The organism is Pedobacter sp. KBS0701, assembly GCF_005938645.2.
In the GTDB taxonomy this organism is placed as follows: Bacteria; Bacteroidota; Bacteroidia; order Sphingobacteriales; family Sphingobacteriaceae; genus Pedobacter.
This window is the reverse complement of record NZ_CP042171.1, coordinates 156,995-175,918: the sequence shown is the minus strand read 5'-3', so window position 1 is coordinate 175,918 and position 18,924 is coordinate 156,995. Positions and strand designations below refer to the sequence as shown.

Annotated in this window: 11 protein-coding genes; 4 read left to right on the top strand and 7 right to left on the bottom strand. The window is 41.1% G+C overall.

Annotated features, from left to right (window positions below; all coding sequences use genetic code 11):
- Nucleotides 1-68: 68 nt before the first annotated feature.
- Nucleotides 69-1,598 carry a RagB/SusD family nutrient uptake outer membrane protein gene (locus FFJ24_RS00685; protein ID WP_138820294.1) on the bottom strand — a complete coding sequence of 510 codons (1,530 nt, stop codon included), beginning with the start codon at nucleotides 1,596-1,598 and terminating at the stop codon, nucleotides 69-71.
- Between the two features lie 10 nt (nucleotides 1,599-1,608).
- Complete coding sequence (locus tag FFJ24_RS00680) at nucleotides 1,609-4,890, bottom strand: TonB-dependent receptor (protein WP_138820292.1); 3,282 nt, start codon at nucleotides 4,888-4,890, stop codon at nucleotides 1,609-1,611.
- 322 nt (nucleotides 4,891-5,212) lie between these two features.
- On the opposite strand from FFJ24_RS00680, the gene FFJ24_RS00675 reads away from it, so the two are divergent.
- Both FFJ24_RS00675 and msrA read left to right on the top strand, forming a co-directional pair.
- The gene (locus tag FFJ24_RS00675) at nucleotides 5,213-6,460 is read left to right on the top strand and encodes a YdcF family protein (protein WP_138820290.1); all 1,248 of its coding nucleotides are present in this window, start codon (nucleotides 5,213-5,215) and stop codon (nucleotides 6,458-6,460) included.
- Nucleotides 6,461-8,244: 1,784 nt separating this feature from the next.
- Entirely contained in the window at nucleotides 8,245-8,733 is a 489-nt protein-coding gene (gene msrA / locus FFJ24_RS00670; RefSeq protein ID WP_138820289.1) for a peptide-methionine (S)-S-oxide reductase MsrA, read from the top strand.
- A 112-nt stretch (nucleotides 8,734-8,845) separates the two neighbouring features.
- On the opposite strand, the gene FFJ24_RS00665 is transcribed toward msrA, so the two are convergent.
- Genes FFJ24_RS00665 through FFJ24_RS00655 form a run of 3 tightly spaced genes read right to left on the bottom strand, consistent with a single transcriptional unit; the run spans nucleotide 8,846 to nucleotide 13,001 of the window.
- The gene (locus FFJ24_RS00665; RefSeq protein WP_138820287.1) at nucleotides 8,846-11,287 is read right to left on the bottom strand and encodes a bifunctional YncE family protein/alkaline phosphatase family protein; all 2,442 of its coding nucleotides are present in this window, start codon (nucleotides 11,285-11,287) and stop codon (nucleotides 8,846-8,848) included.
- A gap of 16 nt (nucleotides 11,288-11,303) precedes the next feature.
- Nucleotides 11,304-12,143, bottom strand: coding sequence for a hypothetical protein (locus tag FFJ24_RS00660; RefSeq protein ID WP_138820286.1), 840 nt, complete (start codon nucleotides 12,141-12,143; stop codon nucleotides 11,304-11,306).
- Nucleotides 12,144-12,155: 12 nt separating this feature from the next.
- The gene (locus FFJ24_RS00655; protein WP_138820284.1) at nucleotides 12,156-13,001 is read right to left on the bottom strand and encodes a metallophosphoesterase; all 846 of its coding nucleotides are present in this window, start codon (nucleotides 12,999-13,001) and stop codon (nucleotides 12,156-12,158) included.
- Nucleotides 13,002-13,138: 137 nt separating this feature from the next.
- On the opposite strand from FFJ24_RS00655, the gene FFJ24_RS00650 reads away from it, so the two are divergent.
- Together FFJ24_RS00650 and FFJ24_RS00645 are read left to right on the top strand one after the other, a co-directional pair.
- Complete coding sequence (locus FFJ24_RS00650) at nucleotides 13,139-13,639, top strand: hypothetical protein (protein ID WP_246862709.1); 501 nt, start codon at nucleotides 13,139-13,141, stop codon at nucleotides 13,637-13,639.
- Nucleotides 13,640-13,643: 4 nt separating this feature from the next.
- Nucleotides 13,644-14,966: a M23 family metallopeptidase gene (locus FFJ24_RS00645; protein WP_138820282.1), complete on the top strand. Its 1,323-nt coding sequence runs from the start codon at nucleotides 13,644-13,646 to the stop codon at nucleotides 14,964-14,966.
- Between the two features lie 301 nt (nucleotides 14,967-15,267).
- Here the strand turns inward: FFJ24_RS00645 and FFJ24_RS00640 are convergent, their stop codons facing one another.
- Both FFJ24_RS00640 and uvrA read right to left on the bottom strand, forming a co-directional pair.
- A complete protein-coding gene (locus FFJ24_RS00640) occupies nucleotides 15,268-15,921 on the bottom strand; it encodes a LysE family transporter (RefSeq protein WP_138820280.1) in 654 nt (217 codons plus the stop codon).
- An 8-nt stretch (nucleotides 15,922-15,929) separates the two neighbouring features.
- Complete coding sequence (gene uvrA, locus FFJ24_RS00635; RefSeq protein WP_138820278.1) at nucleotides 15,930-18,743, bottom strand: excinuclease ABC subunit UvrA; 2,814 nt, start codon at nucleotides 18,741-18,743, stop codon at nucleotides 15,930-15,932.
- Between the last annotated feature and the right edge of the window lie 181 nt (nucleotides 18,744-18,924).

Genomic DNA, 18,924 nt, shown 5'->3' with positions numbered 1-18,924 from the left:
GTCAATGAAAACTAAAAAAGCGGCCCAATCATTGATCAGAACCGCTTTTCTTATACATTACAACTCTTTTAGTAACCCGGATTCTGATACATTTTAACCGGATCTAATTTCACCTCATCAAAAGGAATAGGATAATACCTGTCTTTTGTGGTTACGTTAGCCAGCTTAGCAATTCCATACGCCGACTGTGGTTTCGCTTTTAGGTAAGTAACCAACTCTGCAGCAGTAAAATTCCTGATTAAATCAAACCATCTTTGGTGTTCGAAAGCAAACTCTACCCTACGCTCGTGTAAAATAGCCAGTTTTAAAGTCGGGAATTTAGCGGCATAAGTGGCATCCGTTTTAGTTACTGCATAAAGTGGCATACCCGCTCTTGCCCTAACCATATCTAAATACTGAATAGCCACAGCATCATTGCCCTGCAACATATTAACTTCCGCAAGCATTAAAATTACATCAGCATAACGCATTAAAATCCAGTCGTTGCCTCCATAACCGTTTTTCGTAGCCAATTCACTCGCATCACGGAATTTGGTAATAAACCAATCTTTTACCGTAGCATCATTTGCAAACTTTACAGAAAAATCTTTCCTTAAATCACTTGATTCATATTCGTTAATAAGGTCTAGCTTCACATTACCACCGATACCGGTAGAAACCTTTAACGAATTAATGGTTTCGCCTTTCGCCTGGTTGTTGGCGGCGATGCTTGAGCTATAATTAATATCACCCTGTTTGTAAGAAATCTGGAAAATCAATTCTTTACAGGTCGTTTTTTTCGTTACGTCGAAAACATCAGTATAGGGAATTTCAGAAAGGTTACCAAAAGCTTTCATATTGTAGGCTGCCAACAGGTAAGTGTTTGCATTGCTTAGGTTTTCGGCCTTATTGTTTGGCAGAGTGGCTGCCATGGTTAAATAAACCTTACCCAGATAGGCATTAATGGCGGCTTTAGATGTTCTTCCGATATTCGCTGTTGCCGGAAAGTTGGGTAACGTACTGTTTAACCCATCTTTTAAATCGGCTACAATTTGATTGTAAACATCCGCTTCAGGTGCGCGGAAAACAAAGGGTGTCACCTCTTCATTAGTTGATAATTGTTTTGTTACCAACGGTACCGCGCCCCACTTCCGTACCAGTTCGAAATACATAATGGCCCTTATGAATTTAGCTTCTGCAGCGTAATTTGCCTTATTAGCCTGAGTGGTAAAATTCGCTTTATCAATGTTGGATAAAATAAAATTAGTTCTGGTTATCGCATTGTAAAGGGCTAACCAATGGGCTTTCAGATAGGAGTTACTTGGCAGCAGGGAAAAATCGTTAAACTGAAAAGGTTCACCCGCATTACTCTGGTTATCATTTCTTCCGGCATCGTCAGAGCGTTCATCGGTAAATAAACCACTGTTCTCACCCATAGTGTTACTGCTTCTCAACGATTGATAAGCACCATTTACGGCCAGTAAAACATCATTTTCTGTTTTAAAATAATTTTCAGGCGCTACAGCATTTGGATTCTTTTGATCCAGAAAATCCTTTTTACAAGCACCAAGGCCAACCACAACAGCCAGGGCTAAAACGATATAAATATTTTTTCTCATGTTCTGAATTTTAAAAAGTTAATTTAATGCCAAGATTATAGGTTCTGGCTAGCGGATAGTTACCATAATCCACACCAGGCGTTAAATTGGCACCTCCGCTATAATCCACTTCAGGGTTATAACCTTTGTATTTAGTAATGGTAAATGCATTATCTACACTAGCATAAACGCGGATATTATTCACTTTAAGCGTACTGGCAAGCGATTTTGGGAAAGTGTAACCCATGGTGATGTTGGTACACCTGAAATAAGAACCATCCTGAATGTAAAAAGATGATAAACGTGTGCTATTGCTCTGCGTACCCGCCCTCGATGCGCGGTAATTTAAGCCGCTACCGGGATTTGACTCGTTTCTATAACGATCGGCAACCTCTACATATTGGTTTCCAGAACCTTCAAAGTTATATAGGTAATAATCCTGGCCATCCAACACCTGGTTTCCATACGACCCATTGAAAGATGCCCTTAAATCGAAAGTTTTATAAGAAGTATTTAAGGCAAATCCGTAGGTAAATTTCGGGTATGGTGTGCCGATTACCGTTTTATCTGCATCGTTTACGATTCCATCACCATTGGTATCCTGGAAATATAAATCTCCGATTTTTGCAGGATTGGTTGCTGAAGCAGAAGACGAAACCTTCCCAACATTATCTGCAGTCAAACGACCTAAAACCTTAAATCCGTAAAACATGCCTACCGGATACCCTTCCTGGGTAGTGTGTGTAATGTATGAACGCTCCGCACCATTGGTAAAGATGCTACTTGCGCCACCCATATTTAAAACCTTATTACGGTTAACCGCAATATTACCGCTAAAACCAAGATTGAAGTCCTCTTGCTGAATAATCCTGCCATCTACCTGAATGTCAAAACCCTTATTTCGGATTTTGCTATCAGTCAGATTGGTTAGGATAGATGAGGTACCTGAAATTCCGGAAACCGGCTGATTGAACAACAGGTTGTAAGAATAACTCAGGTAATAATTGGCGATAATGGATACACGGTTGCGGAACAAACTGATATCAGTACCAAAATTATATTGCGAAGTAGATTCCCACCCCAATTTTGGATCCTGGATGGAATTTGGCCAGATGGCGGTAGAAATCGCGTTTCCAAAAACCACCCCACCCGTTGCACTCATTTCCTGCTCGGTTCTGTAATTCGGAATATTGTTATTCCCGCTTAATCCCCAGCTCGCCCTTAACTTAACAGTAGATTGTTCACCAAGAAAACTGTTGTAGAAATCTTCTTCCGATAGGTTCCATCCTGCAGCTACCGAAGGGAAATTACCGTATTTATTAAACGGACCAAACCTTGATGAACCATCGCGGCGAAATGAACCGGTTAAAAAATATTTGCCCGCATAGTTATAACTGAAACGGCCGAAATAAGAAAGTAAGGTATTGGTGGCTTTACCTGTTTTATTCGATCCATCCGTTATTAAAGTTAAAAATCCTGCATCAGCACCTTTATCTGTAATTTCACCAATATTATCATTCTGAAAACCACTGGCAGAAATACGGATCAGATCGCTCGTTGTTTTTTGCGCAGAATATCCTGCTAAAACATCCAGTTTATGTTTACCAAAGGTTTTATTGTAGTTTAAGGTAAACTCACCAAGCTGATCGACCTGGCTAAGGGTTTGTGCTATGGCATTCGCCGCCGTTATTGCAGCAGTAGAATAAGGCGGATTATTACCATTACTTAAACTGGTTGGCAGGTAAAAATCATATTTCTCATTATAGGTCTGTGTACCTAAATTGGCTTTAAAAGCTAATCCTTCCAATATTTTATAAGTAGCGTTGGCATTATAGGTACTTCTAGCCCCTTTTCTGGTAATTTTTACTTGTTCAACAGTAGCCAAAGGATTCTCTGGGTTTTGGATACCGTACTGAGAGGATAAAGCCCCCATGCCAAACTGGATGGGATTTCCATTAGCATCCTTTGCCGGCAGATAAGGCAGGTAGATCAGAGCCGACATCATCGGACTTAAATCGTAACGACCTTCCCTCACCTCGCGGTTATCATTCTGGGTATAGGAAATATTTGCACCTACATGTAAACGTTCGCTCACCTTGCCATCAATATTCCCCCTAAAGTTCGTTACTTTTTGGTTGGTGTTGGTTACAATACCATCATTGTTCTGGTAACCACCACTTAAAAAATATTTTACATCTTTGGTACCGCCAGAAAATGAAAGGTTATGGCGTTGGAAAGCCGCATTGCGGTACAGTTCATCCTGCCAGTCGGTATTATAAGCCGCAGGGATAGCCTGTTGTGTGCTGAAATTATAAAGATCAGCCGGAATACTTACACTACTTCCATTACCCATGTTGGCGATACGGGTAGCATTGTTATCACCGAACATGGCATCGTTCCAGGTTTTCCCTGAGTTTACCCATAGATCTTTATAGGCATTGTTACGTCCGTCGATTAAAAGCTGGATAAACTGGTTGGCATCTAATAATTTTACTTTTTTGGCCAACTGAGAAATACCACCCTGAACATCATATTCAAACTTTCCTTTTCCATCCGTACCCCTTTTGGTGGTAATCAACACAACCCCACCCGATGCCCTTGAGCCATAAATGGTAGCAGAAGCCGCATCTTTTAAAATGTCGATGGTTTCGATATCCTCCGGATTGATGGATACGTTGTTTCCTGCGGGATAACCGTCAATTACATATAAGGGATCTGAACTAGCGTTAATGGAACCGATTCCCCTCACCCTGATTTTGGTACCCGAATATGGTGCACCACTGGTTTGCGATACCTGCACCCCTGCAACCTTACCAACCAATGCCTGGCCAACAGTAGGAGAAGTTAAATTCATTTCGCTGGCCTTCACACTGCTAATAGCACCGGTTACATCCGATTTTCTGATCTTCTGGTAACCAATAGCCACAACCTCATTTAGGGTATTGCTGCTTTCTTTTAAAATAACATTAATATTTTGGCGTCCGTTAACCGCAACTTCCTGGTTATCGTAACCGATATAAGAGAATACTAAAATTGCCCCATCCTCAACCGGAATAGAGTATTTACCATTAGCATCGGTAACCGTTGTTTTTTTGGTCTTTTTTTCAAATACGCTTACACCTGGTAAAGGTTGGTTGTTTTGGTCGGTAACCGTTCCACTTACCGAAGCAAATATTTTATGGTGTACTCCTGGAGCAAGCATACCGTGGTTTACTGCTATTGCTTCTGAATTACAGATGGCCAGTAAGCCTAAAGGCAAAAGCAATTTCCGGCAGGTATTTTTTATACCTGCGGTTAAAAAAAATGATGTCATCTTTTTGTTCTTAGTAATGGTTCTGAAATATAATTGGGTTTTGTGTTTTAAGTAGAAGTGTAGATTTCACATATACATAGGCTTATCCTTTTAAGTTAACAGGGTTAATTACAGAGCGTTCTACAGCGGCAAAAGTATAAGTGTATTTTTAACACTATGTATCCCCCACGTTAACTCTTCACACCAATCTGAACACGTACTTTAAATTAACATTAAGCCAAATTAAATAACATCTAAATCGGTTTACTATGGAATCAAAGCATAACACCCTCTTAATGTTTCTTTAATGGCAGGTCTTTAATTTTGTCACCAAAACTTTTCAATGAAATCCCTCTATCCTTTCCTTATGCTCTGCCTGTTCTGCACAGGTTTAGCTGCACAGGATGTACCACAACAATCTTATCAATTAATTAAGACCAGGAACGAAGTGCAATACAAAAATTATTACCTGCTTAGCCTCTTTCAGCAATTGCCCGGGTTGCGCAAAATGCTAAATACAGATCCGGTACTGAATAACATCTACAAAACAAAAACCACGCAGGTAAATGAAGCGGTGAAAACCTGCAAAACAGATATTAGCTGTTACGCAAAAGCTTTAAAATTCAACAATGAGGAAATAGCCCATATTGGAAACCGTTTGGCGCTGCTTTATACAGAAAATAATCCATTGGGAGATTTGGTAAAAAATCATCTGATCCCCTCAGGTTGTTATTCCATGTTTGCCAAAGAACAGCACAAAACGCTTTTAGTTAAAGCCTGGGAGCAGGATGCCAAGGCGATAAATTACACCATTGGCGTATATGTTGAAGGAAACAAACCCAATTACCCGAAAATAGATTCCATCAGCTTCAGTTTAAGGGATAAAGAATATACAGAACTAACCGCAGCCAGCGCATTGTTATCCCTGCATGACAATAATAAGCTCTTTTTTGAACCGGCTATTTTATTTACACTGGAAGCTTTAGAATTGAACGAACGTAATGATGCCGCAGATTACGAACCGATGGCTAAAGGCGTAAACCTTGCCGCGGTTAACCGGATCAAAAAAACAGACTGGAAAAAATATCCTTACAGCGTAATCCTGGTTCCGGGTGCTGGCCCGGAAGAAAAAGATGTTGCGCTCAGCCCTGGTGGAATGATCCGTTGCCGTTTAGCCGCTTTGCAATACCAGAAAGGTGCGGCACCGTTCATCGTGGTTTCGGGCGGACGGGTACATCCTTACAAAACCAGGTTTAGTGAAGCTTATGAAATGAAGAAATTTTTAATGGAAACCCTTCAGGTACCCGAAAGTGCCATTATTATGGAACCGCATGCCCGCCACACCACCACCAACCTGCGCAATTGTTCCAGACTGATGTTCAGGTACGGTATGCCGGTAAATAAAGCTGGAATGGTTTGTACCATGAAATCGCAGAGCTACTACATCACCGATGTTCTGCTAGAACGCTGCAAAAAGGAACTCGGTTACTATCCTTATAAAAAGGGAAAACGTTTAAGTGATACCGAATCAGAATTCTACTTAAATACAGCATCATTACAAATTGATTTTGATGAACCGCTAGATCCTTAGTTTATGAAAACATTAAATCCCATTTTAGTCTTTATAGTAATGTTTTTTGTAGCCAGGTACAGCAAAACGGATTCTTCAAATTAGGAAACGAATGACTTGTGGTTCTTGGGGTATTGTGGTCCCGCTTTCCATTTCAAGTCCGCACTCGTACCTCGCTTACGGGCTTTGCATTGCAATCGGGTTTATAAGCTACGGATTGTGCACCCTGCAACCTTACAAATGAAAAACTGCAGTACCTCATTAGCCCCGGTTGAAGCGTTACCCTGCAGCGACGAGGTACGAGGAAGCGAAGCGTGTAAGCGTAAAACGGGAAGAAATTTAGTGTCTTTATCCTATCGGTTGGTGTCTCACCGACCGAAATAGAACATTTATTAGAATTAGAAAATGTGCGACCTGTGGTTCTTGCCGGCTACCAGTCCCGCCATTCGCTATAGCTCCGATAGAAGACCTGTGAAACAAGCAAGCACACCAAAATATAATATAAACCGGTGCTTAATCGGAGGCTGCCGCTGCTGTCGGGTTTATAAACAAAGGTTGGTGCTCCCGCAAACTCACAAATGAAAAGCTGCAGTACCTCATTAGCCCCGGCTGAAGCGTTACCCTGCAGCAACGAGGTACGAGGAAGCGAAGCGTAAAAGCGGAAGACGGGAAGAAATTCAGTGTTATGTACAGGCCTTGCGCTCCAAAACATAAGCTTGCAGTTGCCTAAATTTATCAGTTTGAGCGTTGTCGAAGACGCTGGATGTGTTTAACCACCTGAGGAATATATGATTATGTAATTTGACGTGTAAAAGATCCTTCTTTATCCTATCGGTTGGTGTCTCACCAACCGAAATAGAACATTTGTTAGAATTAGAAAATGAGCGATCTGTAGTTCTTGGCGGCTACCAGTCCCGCCATTCGCTAATTCCGATGAAGGACCGGAACCGCTGCTGTCGGGTTTAGGAATAAGGGCTTATGCGCCCTGCAAACTCACAAATGAAAAGCTGCAGTACTTCATTAGCCTATCGGTTGGTATCTCACCAACCGAAATAGAACATTTGTTAGAATTAGGAAATGAGCGATCTGTAGTTCTTGGCGGCTACCAGTCCCGCCATTCGCTAATTCCGATGAAGGACCGGAACCGCTGCTGTCGGGTTTAGGAATAAGGGCTTATGCGCCCTGCAAACTCACAAATGAAAAGCTGCAGTACTTCATTAGCCCCGGCTGAAGCGTTACCCTGCAGCAACGAGGTACGAGGAAGCGAAGCGTAAAAGCGGAAGACGGGAAGAAATTCAGTGTTATGTACAGGCCTTGCGCTCCAAAACATAAGCTTGCGGTCGCCTAAATTTGTTAGTCTCAGCGTAGTCGAAGACCCTGGATGTATTTAACCACCTGAGGAATATATGATTATGAAATTTGACGTGTAAAAGATCCTTCTACTACACTACCATTGACAGAATCTACTAGTTCGGTCGTCATCTCGACCAGAGCAACGCGAAGTGGAGAGATCTGTTTAGTTAGATTTTGCTTCGCAGAGCCTTCGGGTTCTCGACTGCGTTGCACCCGATGGCTATCGGGTCCGCTCGAAATGACGGTAACTCGGGGGATTTTTACACATAGATTAATTGCTGTCAACTAAATTGATTTTTATCCTATAAATTATACCTCAGGATTGACAAAAACAGCTTATCTTATCATTTGTCATCATCTACTGAACCATACAACTAAACAGTAACCCTTCTTTACTTTCCTTTTACACATCTTCGCCGTATCTTTAATTAATTAAAAAAGAGGAAAGATATATGAATACTGAAAAAGCCATTCTTGCAGGCGGCTGCTTTTGGGGAGTAGAAGAACTCATCCGTCATTACCCAGGTGTAATTTCTACGGTTGTAGGTTATACTGGTGGCGATGTGCCCAATGCCACCTACCGGAACCATGGTACACATGCCGAAGCCATTGAAGTTACCTTTGATCCCAATGTTTTAAGCTACCGTAAGTTATTGGAATATTTTTTCCAGATCCATGATCCGAGCACACGCAACAGACAGGGAAATGATGTAGGTACATCGTACCGATCAGCCATATTTTATAATAGTGAAGAACAAAAAAATACGGCCGATGCATTAATTGCAGAGTTGGATGCTTCAGGCAAATGGCCGGGCAAAATTGTAACTGAAGTGGTACCGGAAACTGATTTTTGGAATGCAGAGGAAGAACATCAGGATTATTTACAGAAAAACCCTTACGGTTATACCTGTCATTTCGAAAGACCGGACTGGAAATTATAAATCAGTTTAGCGCGGGGAGTTTGGCGTGTAGCGAAAGGAAAAACATAAACAAAAAAGCAATTTTCTTAATTGAAAATTGCCTTTTTGTTTAAAATGAGATTATAGTTAAGCCCTAATCATCATCATCTTTTTTCTTCTTCTCCAAAATCACGAAAGCACTCCGCTTTGGCGCTGGCATTACCGATTGCTCGCCTTTAACTGATTTCCACACCACTTCGTTTAAATCTAAATCCGGTGCAGAATCTTCCTTGGCAAGGTTGAACAGTTCAGAGCGTTTGCTGCTTTCGTTCAGGGCAACATTTCTGGTATCTAAATCGATAAGCGGCTGAATTACATTGTAAGGTGTAAAATCAGGCGTAGCCGTAAAACATTCATATAGTGGCATGGCTGCAGCATCGTACTGGCTCATTGGCGGCAGGCCTAAAATAAGTTCCATCGTTCTCAAAAAACCAGAAGTAGAATACATGGTATGCACAGGTGTATTTCTCTTTACATAAGGTCCAACTACGTAAGCTGGCGAACGATGTGCATCAACATGATCCGGGCCATTCTGTGCGTCATCTTCCAAGATAAAAACAACTGACTCTTTCCAGATTTTACTGTGCGATAAATGTTCCAAAATACGTCCCACGGCTAAATCATTATCGGCAACTGCTGCCTGCGGTGAGTACTTCCCTTTCTTTTGTCCGCTGGTATGGTCGTTAGATATTCTTAAGGTATTAAACTGCGGTACCATACCTGCAACCAATAGAGAATCGAAATCGTGCTGCCAGGCATCTACCCGTACCTGATCTTTAATGTCCATATCAAAACCTGGCGACGCAGCACACATGTGGCCTTGCAGCGATTTAATATTCGCTTTGCCATAATCGCCAAACTCGCCATAACTGCGGTAACTTACGCCTGCCCGCTGACAGTAATCCCAGATAAAACCTCCTTTTGGGTAGGTAACCGGACGACCTCCTTCAAAAGTTGTGCTGCCACCGCGTGCGCCATAACTGGTTGGCCAGGTTTTTTCCACTACATCTGTGGCGTAAGCGGCCATGCTCCAGTTGTGTCCATCTGCACTTACTTCGGCATCCACATAAAAATTATCAAGCAGCACATAATTCTCAGCAAAAGCATGCTGGTTAGGGGTAATTTTTCTTCCAAATAGGGTTAACGTAGAATCGCCGTTTCCTTTTGGTAAATCGCCAAGTACCTGATCGTAGGTTCTGTTTTCTTTAATGATATAAAAAACATGTTTAATAGGCGATTTTTCTCCCTGTTTACGTGGAATTGGATTTCCCGCTTCACCATCGGCAGTAACTGTTCGCTTATCGGTAAATGGGGTATTGGCATAAACTTGTTTGGTGTATATTTTTAATTGTTCAGGTTTTGGCGCATCTATAAAAGATAAGGTTCCTTTAAACAATCCTGCTATATATTGCAGCCTGCTATTAGCGGTACTTCCCATCTGGTAACCGCTATTATCTACCTGAGAAATGGGTTGCGGCCCCTTAGGATTGGCCATAGAGGTATTGCCTTTGCCATTGGTAACCAAAATTTTCGAGCACAATACTTTGACACTTGTTGGGTACCAGCCTACCGGGATAAAACCCTGGCTCTGGCTCACCCCGGGCTTGCTTACATCAAAAACGGCTAAACAGTTGTTATCGGCATTGGCAATGTACAAGGTTTTCTCATTGGCGCTTAAAGCCAAACCGTTGGTGGTAGAGCCTGTTAACTGTGTGGCATAAAGTGTTGTGGCAATGGTTTCGATCACCTTATTGTTTAAGGTATTAATTACTGAAACGGTATTATCATTTGCATTGGCCACAAACAAAGTATTCCCTTTTTTATTGAGTAAAAGTTCGTTTGGATGATCACCTACAGGGATAAGCCTTTCGATGTTTTCAGCGGCCAGATCGATAACCGCGACCGATTTCCCGCCCCAAAGTGATACATATAGCTTACTTTCATCTGCAGCTAAAACACAGCTATAGGCAATTGCAGGCAACTGAATTTTCTTTAGTATCTGCTTTTCAGCAGGGTTGATGATGTATAAACTGCTGTCTTCTTTGGTTACCGTATATAATTTACTGTTGTTTTTGTTTACCACAATGCCTGCCGGACTGATTTTTCCTTTTGGCCAAACCGGCCCCAGTTTAATGGTATCGCTTTTGCCCAGTTTATTGTTCTGGATATTAAAATCCAGAATCCAGTTATCGTTGCCGCCGGAGGCATAAAGATGTTTTTCATCTTTACTAAAGGCAATGCCATACCATGATTTGCTCAAAACTTTTTCATCGATAATCTTTTCGGTTTTGGCATCAATCAATTGAAGCGACTGCGTACTTTGCCCGTTATTAGTAATGGCCAGGTACTTGCCCGATGCGCTTAACTGCATATTTAAAGGCAGATCGCCCAATTGTAAGGAGTGCCCCGCAGGACTCAGTTTCCATCCATTTGGCAATAAAATCTGTTGGGTGCTTTCATTTTTACCAGGCCATTGTGCAAAGCCCCGCTGTACAAGCAAAAACGTAAGAAGAATAAGGATATGTGATTTTTTCATTGTGTTGATCTTGAAATTACCGGTGAAGATTAAAGTTTACAAGGGCCCTGATGGTATAGCCATTGCCCGATGCTACCGAACCGATTTCGCGGATGGCCTCTGATGGAATAGCCTGACTGCGGGTGGCGTAAAAAACAGGTCCTCCGGAAATAGAGAATGAAAGTTTTGAATGGTTTGGCTCCAGATTGATTGATGGTCCGATCATTACCTTTGCACCACCTTCTGCCTCGTCTTTTTCCCAAAATCCTTCTAAATCCTGCCCTAAGGCTTCGAATCCAAGATACAATACGTTGGAAACACGGTGCTGATACCCAAAACTGGTAATAAAATCAAGCTTGTCCCTTGTTTTATCAAAAGCTTTTTCGAAACGAAGGTTACCCGCCATTCTCCAGTTTGTCTGGTCAAATGAAGCTGTAATCCGGCTTATCGCCGAACCTGTGTTAGACCAGTCTCTGCTCAAACCTAAACCTGCGCCAAGCCTGAAGCCGGCAATATCCTTACCTCCCAGCAAATCTCTGATTACTTCAGCCTGTTCGGCAGAGGTAATGCCTCCTGAATTGGCAAAACCGATGGCTGCAGTGGCATACAAGGTAAACCTGCTGCCTAAATACCCTTTAACACCAAATTGTTGTCCTAGGCCATCATAACCAAACTGCCCGCTGGTTCTTTCTCCGTAACTACCTGAATAATGGATATTCCAACGTGGGTTCTCTGCAGTTAAGGTATTTAAAGAAAACAGAAAAGGCTGAGCCGCATTCGTTCCCACTTTAACATCTGTTTTGGTTTCGCTTAGCTTTTGGGCAGCACAGTTTAATACGGCACCGGCAAAGATGAGCATCAAAAATGTCTTTTTCATCTAATGGATATTTTAGAACTTTGTTTCGTTTAACAATGGCGAGCTACTGGCATTTACCTGATAAGTCTGGATCTTATCATTTTCATCAACCTCAACAATCCGGTAACCTTTATAAGCCGTGCCCCAGTTGCCACCAATGTGTGCATCAAAAAAATGAGGCAATTTATCGGTATAAAAAACAGCATCAAGACTATGGTCGTGCCCATGAAAAACAGCTTTTACATTTGCATAACTGTGCAAAAGTTTAATCGTATCCGGACAATCGACAAACGGACTTTCCGGCACCCAGAAATGTGGTGGAATATGCAATACCACAAAAACAGTTTTCAGGTTTTTAAATTTGTCTAGTTCCTGTTTTAAAAAATCGTTGTCAGGGCATAAATAAGTTCCTTTGGTATCAGAAGTATTGGCCAAAACAAAACCCACCCCATTTTTTTCGAAAGAAAAATTATCCCCGTAACCAAAAACCGATTTCCAAATCCTGGTGTCCGCGTGATCGTGATTACCTGGAATAGCGTAAAAAGGAACCTTGAGTTTATCGTAATAATCTTTTTTCACTTCAGGTAACAAATCAGGACGATCATGAACCAGATCGCCATTGATGATGACAAAGTTCAGCGGGTTTTTATCATGCAATTCGTTCAGCCATCTTACAATATTTTCGTGATGGAGTTTATATTCCGTACCCGGCTGGCCATAGTGACCATCGGATGCGATGGCGAAACGTAATTTGGGCGCTTTACCAGATTTAGCAGAAACAGGATGTTGTTCATCGGCAAATGAGGATAGCACCGGCGAAATACTGGCCACAACCGCAGCAGCCAGACTATTTTTTAGAAAAAACCGTCTGTTAGACATAAGGATAAAATATGTTTTGTATTAAAGCCCAATATTAGCGTGACCAAACTTCTTAAACATAAATTTCATGTTATCATTAGGTTAACAGAACCTTATCTGTGTATCAATTTTATAACAAAAAAAGATCGGAAACAGCTATGCAAAGCATAAAATTTAAACCAATAAAACAATTTACCACTTGCAGGGATTATGCTATTATGAAACTACTTAAATCGTTAATCGCCGGCTTTGCAGGTGCTGCAGCCTTGAATATATTGCATGAAAGTGTTAAGCGGCTTGATCCTGATGCACCCAGAATTGATCTTTTGGGCGAACAGGCGCTGTCAAAATCGATGAACCTTTTAAACCTGGAAGCTCCTGATGGAAATAATCTCTATCTGGCCACCCTAGCCGGTGACATCATAAGCAATGGCTTATATTATAGTGCAATTGGTTTAGGAGACAAAAAAAACATCTATGTGAAAGGTGCAATTGCAGGCATTACCGCTGGCTTGGGCGCAATAAACATCCCTGATAAAGTTGGATTGGATGATACTCCTGTCACTAAAACAGGTAAAACAAAGATATTAACGGTAGCGTGGTATGTAATCGGCGGGCTGGTAACGGCAGCCGTTTTTAACCGCTTAAAAAAAGCTTAACGTAATGAAAACTTTCCGATCCATGCTGTGGCTTTTTTCTATTGCTTTTATAATGGCCATACTTTCCTGCAAAACAGGATCTGTTAACCTATTTAAGGCCGCTAGTCCACATGAGCAATATCAAAAAAAGCTGATAAATGTAGGTCTGGATAAAACGGCAATGGGTTCGGCATGGTTAAATGCCGCTGTTATGAGTACGCAAAAAGCACTGAATATTAATATCCCATACAGGGAGAACGGTTATTTTGCCGCGGATAAAGTTCCGGCGACTGCTTATAAATTCAATGCAACCAAAGGGCAAAAATTAAACATGAAGCTGAACAAAACACCTTCGGGTGGTGCTTTGATTTATATGGATGTTTGGTATAGCAAGGATCAGACCCAAAAACTTATTGCCTCGGCCGATACTTTAAATAATCCAATTGTTTTCGATATTGATCAAACGGGCACCTATTTGATCAGGTTACAACCAGAACTGCTGCAGAATGTGGCTTACGAATTAGAAATTACCACTGGTCCATCGCTTGCTTTCCCCATAAAATCAAAAAACACCAACAGTATAAAAAGTTATTGGGGAGATGGCAGGGATAATGATGCAAGGAAACATGAAGGTGTAGACATTTTCGGTAATTTCAGAACACCTGTTCTGGCGATTTCGGAAGGAAAGGTAACAAGGGTAAATGAAAATAACCTGGGTGGAAAAGTAGTATGGATGCGCCCAAAAGACAAAGATTACACCTTATATTATGCCCATTTGGATGAACAGATTGCTATTGAAGGACAGGAAGTAAAAATTGGCGATACTTTAGGACTTATGGGAAATACCGGCAATGCCCGTACTACCCCTACCCATTTACACTTTGGTATTTATACTTTTAATGGTGCGGTAAATCCACTTCCTTTTATTGATCCTGTAACCAAAACTCCGGCTGCCGTTACCGCTTCGGGCACTAAATTAAATAAAACCTTAAGGACCACATCTGCCGTTAAAATGTTTTCTTCGCCGCAAAGTAAAGCAACTGTGTTGGCTACACTTAACGCGGGTACAATTGTAGAGGCAAATGCTGCAACAGGAAATTATTATAAGGCAGAACTGCCAGATGGAAGCACAGGTTTTATTCAAAGCAACAAACTTGTACAAGTAACTGAGCCAATAAAAAAGCTTAAAATAAATTTACTTCAGCAAAAAGTTTACGATAAACCCGATAGTTTAGCGGCGATTAAAACGACTTTAAACGAAGGGCAAACGGTAAGCCTTTTAGGTACTTTTGGCAATTATCAACTCATCGGCAGCGCTGGTACAGAAACCGGCTGGATTATAAAATAACAATCAACTGTTTATTCACCGGTCTGTGCCCTCACAGAATGAAAAAAACAGCTTTATAATGAAAAAATTCATTATAAAGACTAGACTAAAAACAAAAAACCTATGGAAACAAAAACCTTGGATTAGTCTTCGATGAGCTCAAACTGACAACCTTATTCGACACCATAAACCAATCATACTAATTCCGTGCTTTCCGTGCCTCCGTGGCAAAAAAAGAACTACGAACAAATCGTCCGTGAGAAAAAAATTCGTTAAAATGGCAAAACAAAAGGCCTGTGGAAACACAGACCTTGAATTAGATTTATAGAATAACAATTACCTGTTTGACAACCAGATAGGCTGCTAGTGCGAACAAAAATATCGCTATAGATTTATTGATAATCAAACTGCTTAGTGCAAATTTTTCCTGAATATACGTTGCAAAATGGGCATATATATAAAGGGCCAGAGACGAGCCTACACCCGAACCCAAACTAAATATCACTAGTGAGAGGTAATCGGTCTGGATCCATTGATGTAAAATTACGTAATTTCCAAAAAACAACCAGAATGGAATCTGAACAGGGTTTAAAACGCCCAGAATTAATCCGTACAAAACACTTCCGCTGCGTTTATCTTCTTTTTTATTGCTCGTTTTAGGTACTTTCTTTCGGTTTCTCCAGGTAATGGTGCCCATTACCAGAAACATTACAATCATAAAGCAATCAACCAGGGTACTCAATCGCACTTCGCTTACCGCCTCATTCGGATTGATGTCGCTCATGGCCCATCTCGCAAAACGCATCATCCCGAAAGTAAAAAACACTTCTACGCAGGAGAATGATAGAATAAAATACCAAACCTGGCGCATACCCTTGTTAATGGCTAGCTGCGCAACAGTAAGATTGATGTTGCCCGGGGGAATATAACCCATGGCATTGAGAGCGATGCCGATGAAAAACGTTAGAAAAAGCATTGCCGAAATTATGGATTTAAATTTAAATGCGATGCTAAATATTTTCCGGTGTACGAATTTTTTACTTTAACCAATTCTTCAGGCACTCCTTCAAATACCACATTACCACCGGCATCACCTCCTTCAGGGCCAATATCGATAACCCAATCGGCACATTTAATCATATCCATATTGTGTTCGATAACCAAAATGGTATTCCCTTGTTCAATAAGTGTATTTAATGCTTTTAAGAGTTTTTTGATATCATGGAAGTGCAAACCAGTGGTTGGCTCATCAAAAATAAATACCGTTTTATTGGCATTATTGCCCTTAATCAGAAACGAAGCCAGCTTGATCCGCTGCGCCTCACCGCCCGATAAAGTATTTGATGATTGCCCCAGATGCACATATCCCAAACCCACATCAACCAGGGGATTTAGCTTATTCAGGATTTTCTGTTCATCCTTAAAGAAATCAACCGCTTCATCAATGGTCATATCCAAAATCTCGGAAACATTTTTTTCTTTATAAGTGATATCTAACACCTGTTGCTTAAAGCGTTTGCCGTTGCAAGCTTCGCAAGGCAGATAAATATCTGCCATAAACTGCATTTCGATCTTTACCTCACCTTCACCCTGGCAAACATCGCAACGGCCACCTTCAACGTTAAACGAGAAAGCAGCAGGTTTCAGTCCAGCCGCCTTTGCAGCTGGCAAGCCTGAAAAAAGTGCTCGGATATCATCCCAGGCTTTGACATAAGTAACCGGATTTGAACGGCTGGAACGGCCAATCGGGTTCTGATCAACCATTTCTACAGCACTTACCAGATCGTAGTTACCGAAAATACCATCGTAAGCACCGGTTTGTTCACCAGCATAATTTCCGATAGCTTTCTGTAATGCCGGATATAAAATCTTTTTAACCAAACTGGTTTTACCCGATCCCGAAACACCACTTACGGCAGTAAAAACACCTAGCGGAAATTTCACATCAATATGCTGCAGGTTGTTTTCCCTGGCACCTTTAATCAGGATGTGGTCTTTCCATTTACGGCGTTTATCCGGAATGGCAATTTTTTCTACGCCAGACAGGTAGCGGCCTGTTAAGCTATTTTTATCTTTTAAAATCTCCTCGTAGTTACCACTGAAAACCAGATTACCCCCATGAGTACCTGCCTCCGGACCTATATCGATAATATGATCGGCTGCACGCATCATTTCTTCTTCGTGCTCTACCACTATAACGGTATTACCAACATTACGAAGCGAAATCAATACTTCAATCAGTTTATTGGTATCACGTGGATGCAAACCGATACTTGGTTCGTCCAAAACGTAAATAGAACCCACTAAACTACTTCCCAATGAAGTCGCCAAATTGATCCTCTGCGATTCTCCTCCTGATAAAGTATTGGACAAACGGTTTAAGGTAAGGTAACCCAAACCAACATTGTTTAAATACAGGAAACGGTTATCAATTTCTGCCAGCAAACGTTTGGCAATTTTGGTATCGTTCGCATTTAATTTCAGTTCATTAAAGAAAACTAAAGCTTTCGATAATGGCATTAAAACCACATCGATAATTGATTTTTCTGCTATTTTAACGTACGAGGCATCTTTACGCAAACGCGAGCCTTTACAATCCGGACAAGTGGTTTTTCCACGGTAGCGTGATAACATCACGCGGTACTGGATTTTATAAGTCTGCTCTTCCAGTTCCTTGAAAAAAGCATTCAATCCAGCAAAATATTTATTGCCGGTCCAAAGTAATTGCTGTTCTTTTTCAGTAAGCGCACTATAGGAACGGTGAATAGGAAAATCGAATTTCGGAGCAGCTTTAATAAAGTTTTGCAACCAGACGTTCATTTTTTCGCCACGCCATGGGGCAATGGCATTATCATAAACACTCTTGCTTTTATCAGGAATTACCAGATCTTCATCAATGCCGATTACGTTTCCATAACCTTCGCAGCGTTTACAGGCGCCGTAAGGATTGTTAAAAGAGAAAAAGTTGGGCGTAGGTTCTTCAAATTTTATTCCATCCAGTTCAAAACGATCGCTAAAATGTTTCGTTTGACCCTGGGCTTCTACATAACAATCGCCTTTACCTTCAAAAAAAGCGGTCTGTGCCGAATCGGCCAGTCTGCTTAATGTTTCTTCTTCCTGATTGGTTACAATACGATCGATCAGGATCTGAACGGTTTTATCATCTGTGAGTTCTTCATCTTTAAAATCAGCATCGTCTAAAACAGCTTCTATCTTTTCTATTTTATCATTGATCAGCACACGTAAAAATCCCTTTTGTAATAAAATAGCCAGTTCTTCCTTAATCGTACGGTTGTTATGCGGATATAACGGACAAAAAATGGTTACCGTTGTATCTTCAGGCATGGCATTTACATAATCTACCACCGTACTTACCGAATCCTTTTTCACTTCTTTGCCTGAAACAGGCGAAATGGTTTTCCCTATGCGTGAGAAAAGCAGTTTCAGGTAATCGTAAATTTCAGTTGAGGTACCAACGGTAGAACGTGGGTTGGAAGTAATAACCTTTTGTTCGATGGCAATTGCCGGAGCAATACCTTTAATATAATCAACATCGGGTTTATTCATCCTGCCCATAAACTGACGGGCATACGATGATAAACTTTCTACATACCGGCGCTGTCCCTCTGCATATAAAGTATCAAATGCTAGTGAAGATTTCCCCGAACCAGACATGCCCGTTACCACCACAAGTTTATTTTTTGGAATGGCAACATCGATATTTTTTAGGTTGTGCACCCGGGCACCTTTTATGATAATATTTTTATGCGGATCTTTTTCGGCCTCTTTTTTGCTCATGTATGGTAACGAATATAAATGTATAACCCCAGAATGTGGTTAGGGTTTTAAGAAGATACAAAAATAGGGTACTGAGACGGTTAATTTATTTTTTAACATTTTATTTTTTGTTTTTTGATAAAAAAATAACTTTCTTTGAACATTAACAACCTCAAAACCAAACTAACACATTTCAAAAAAC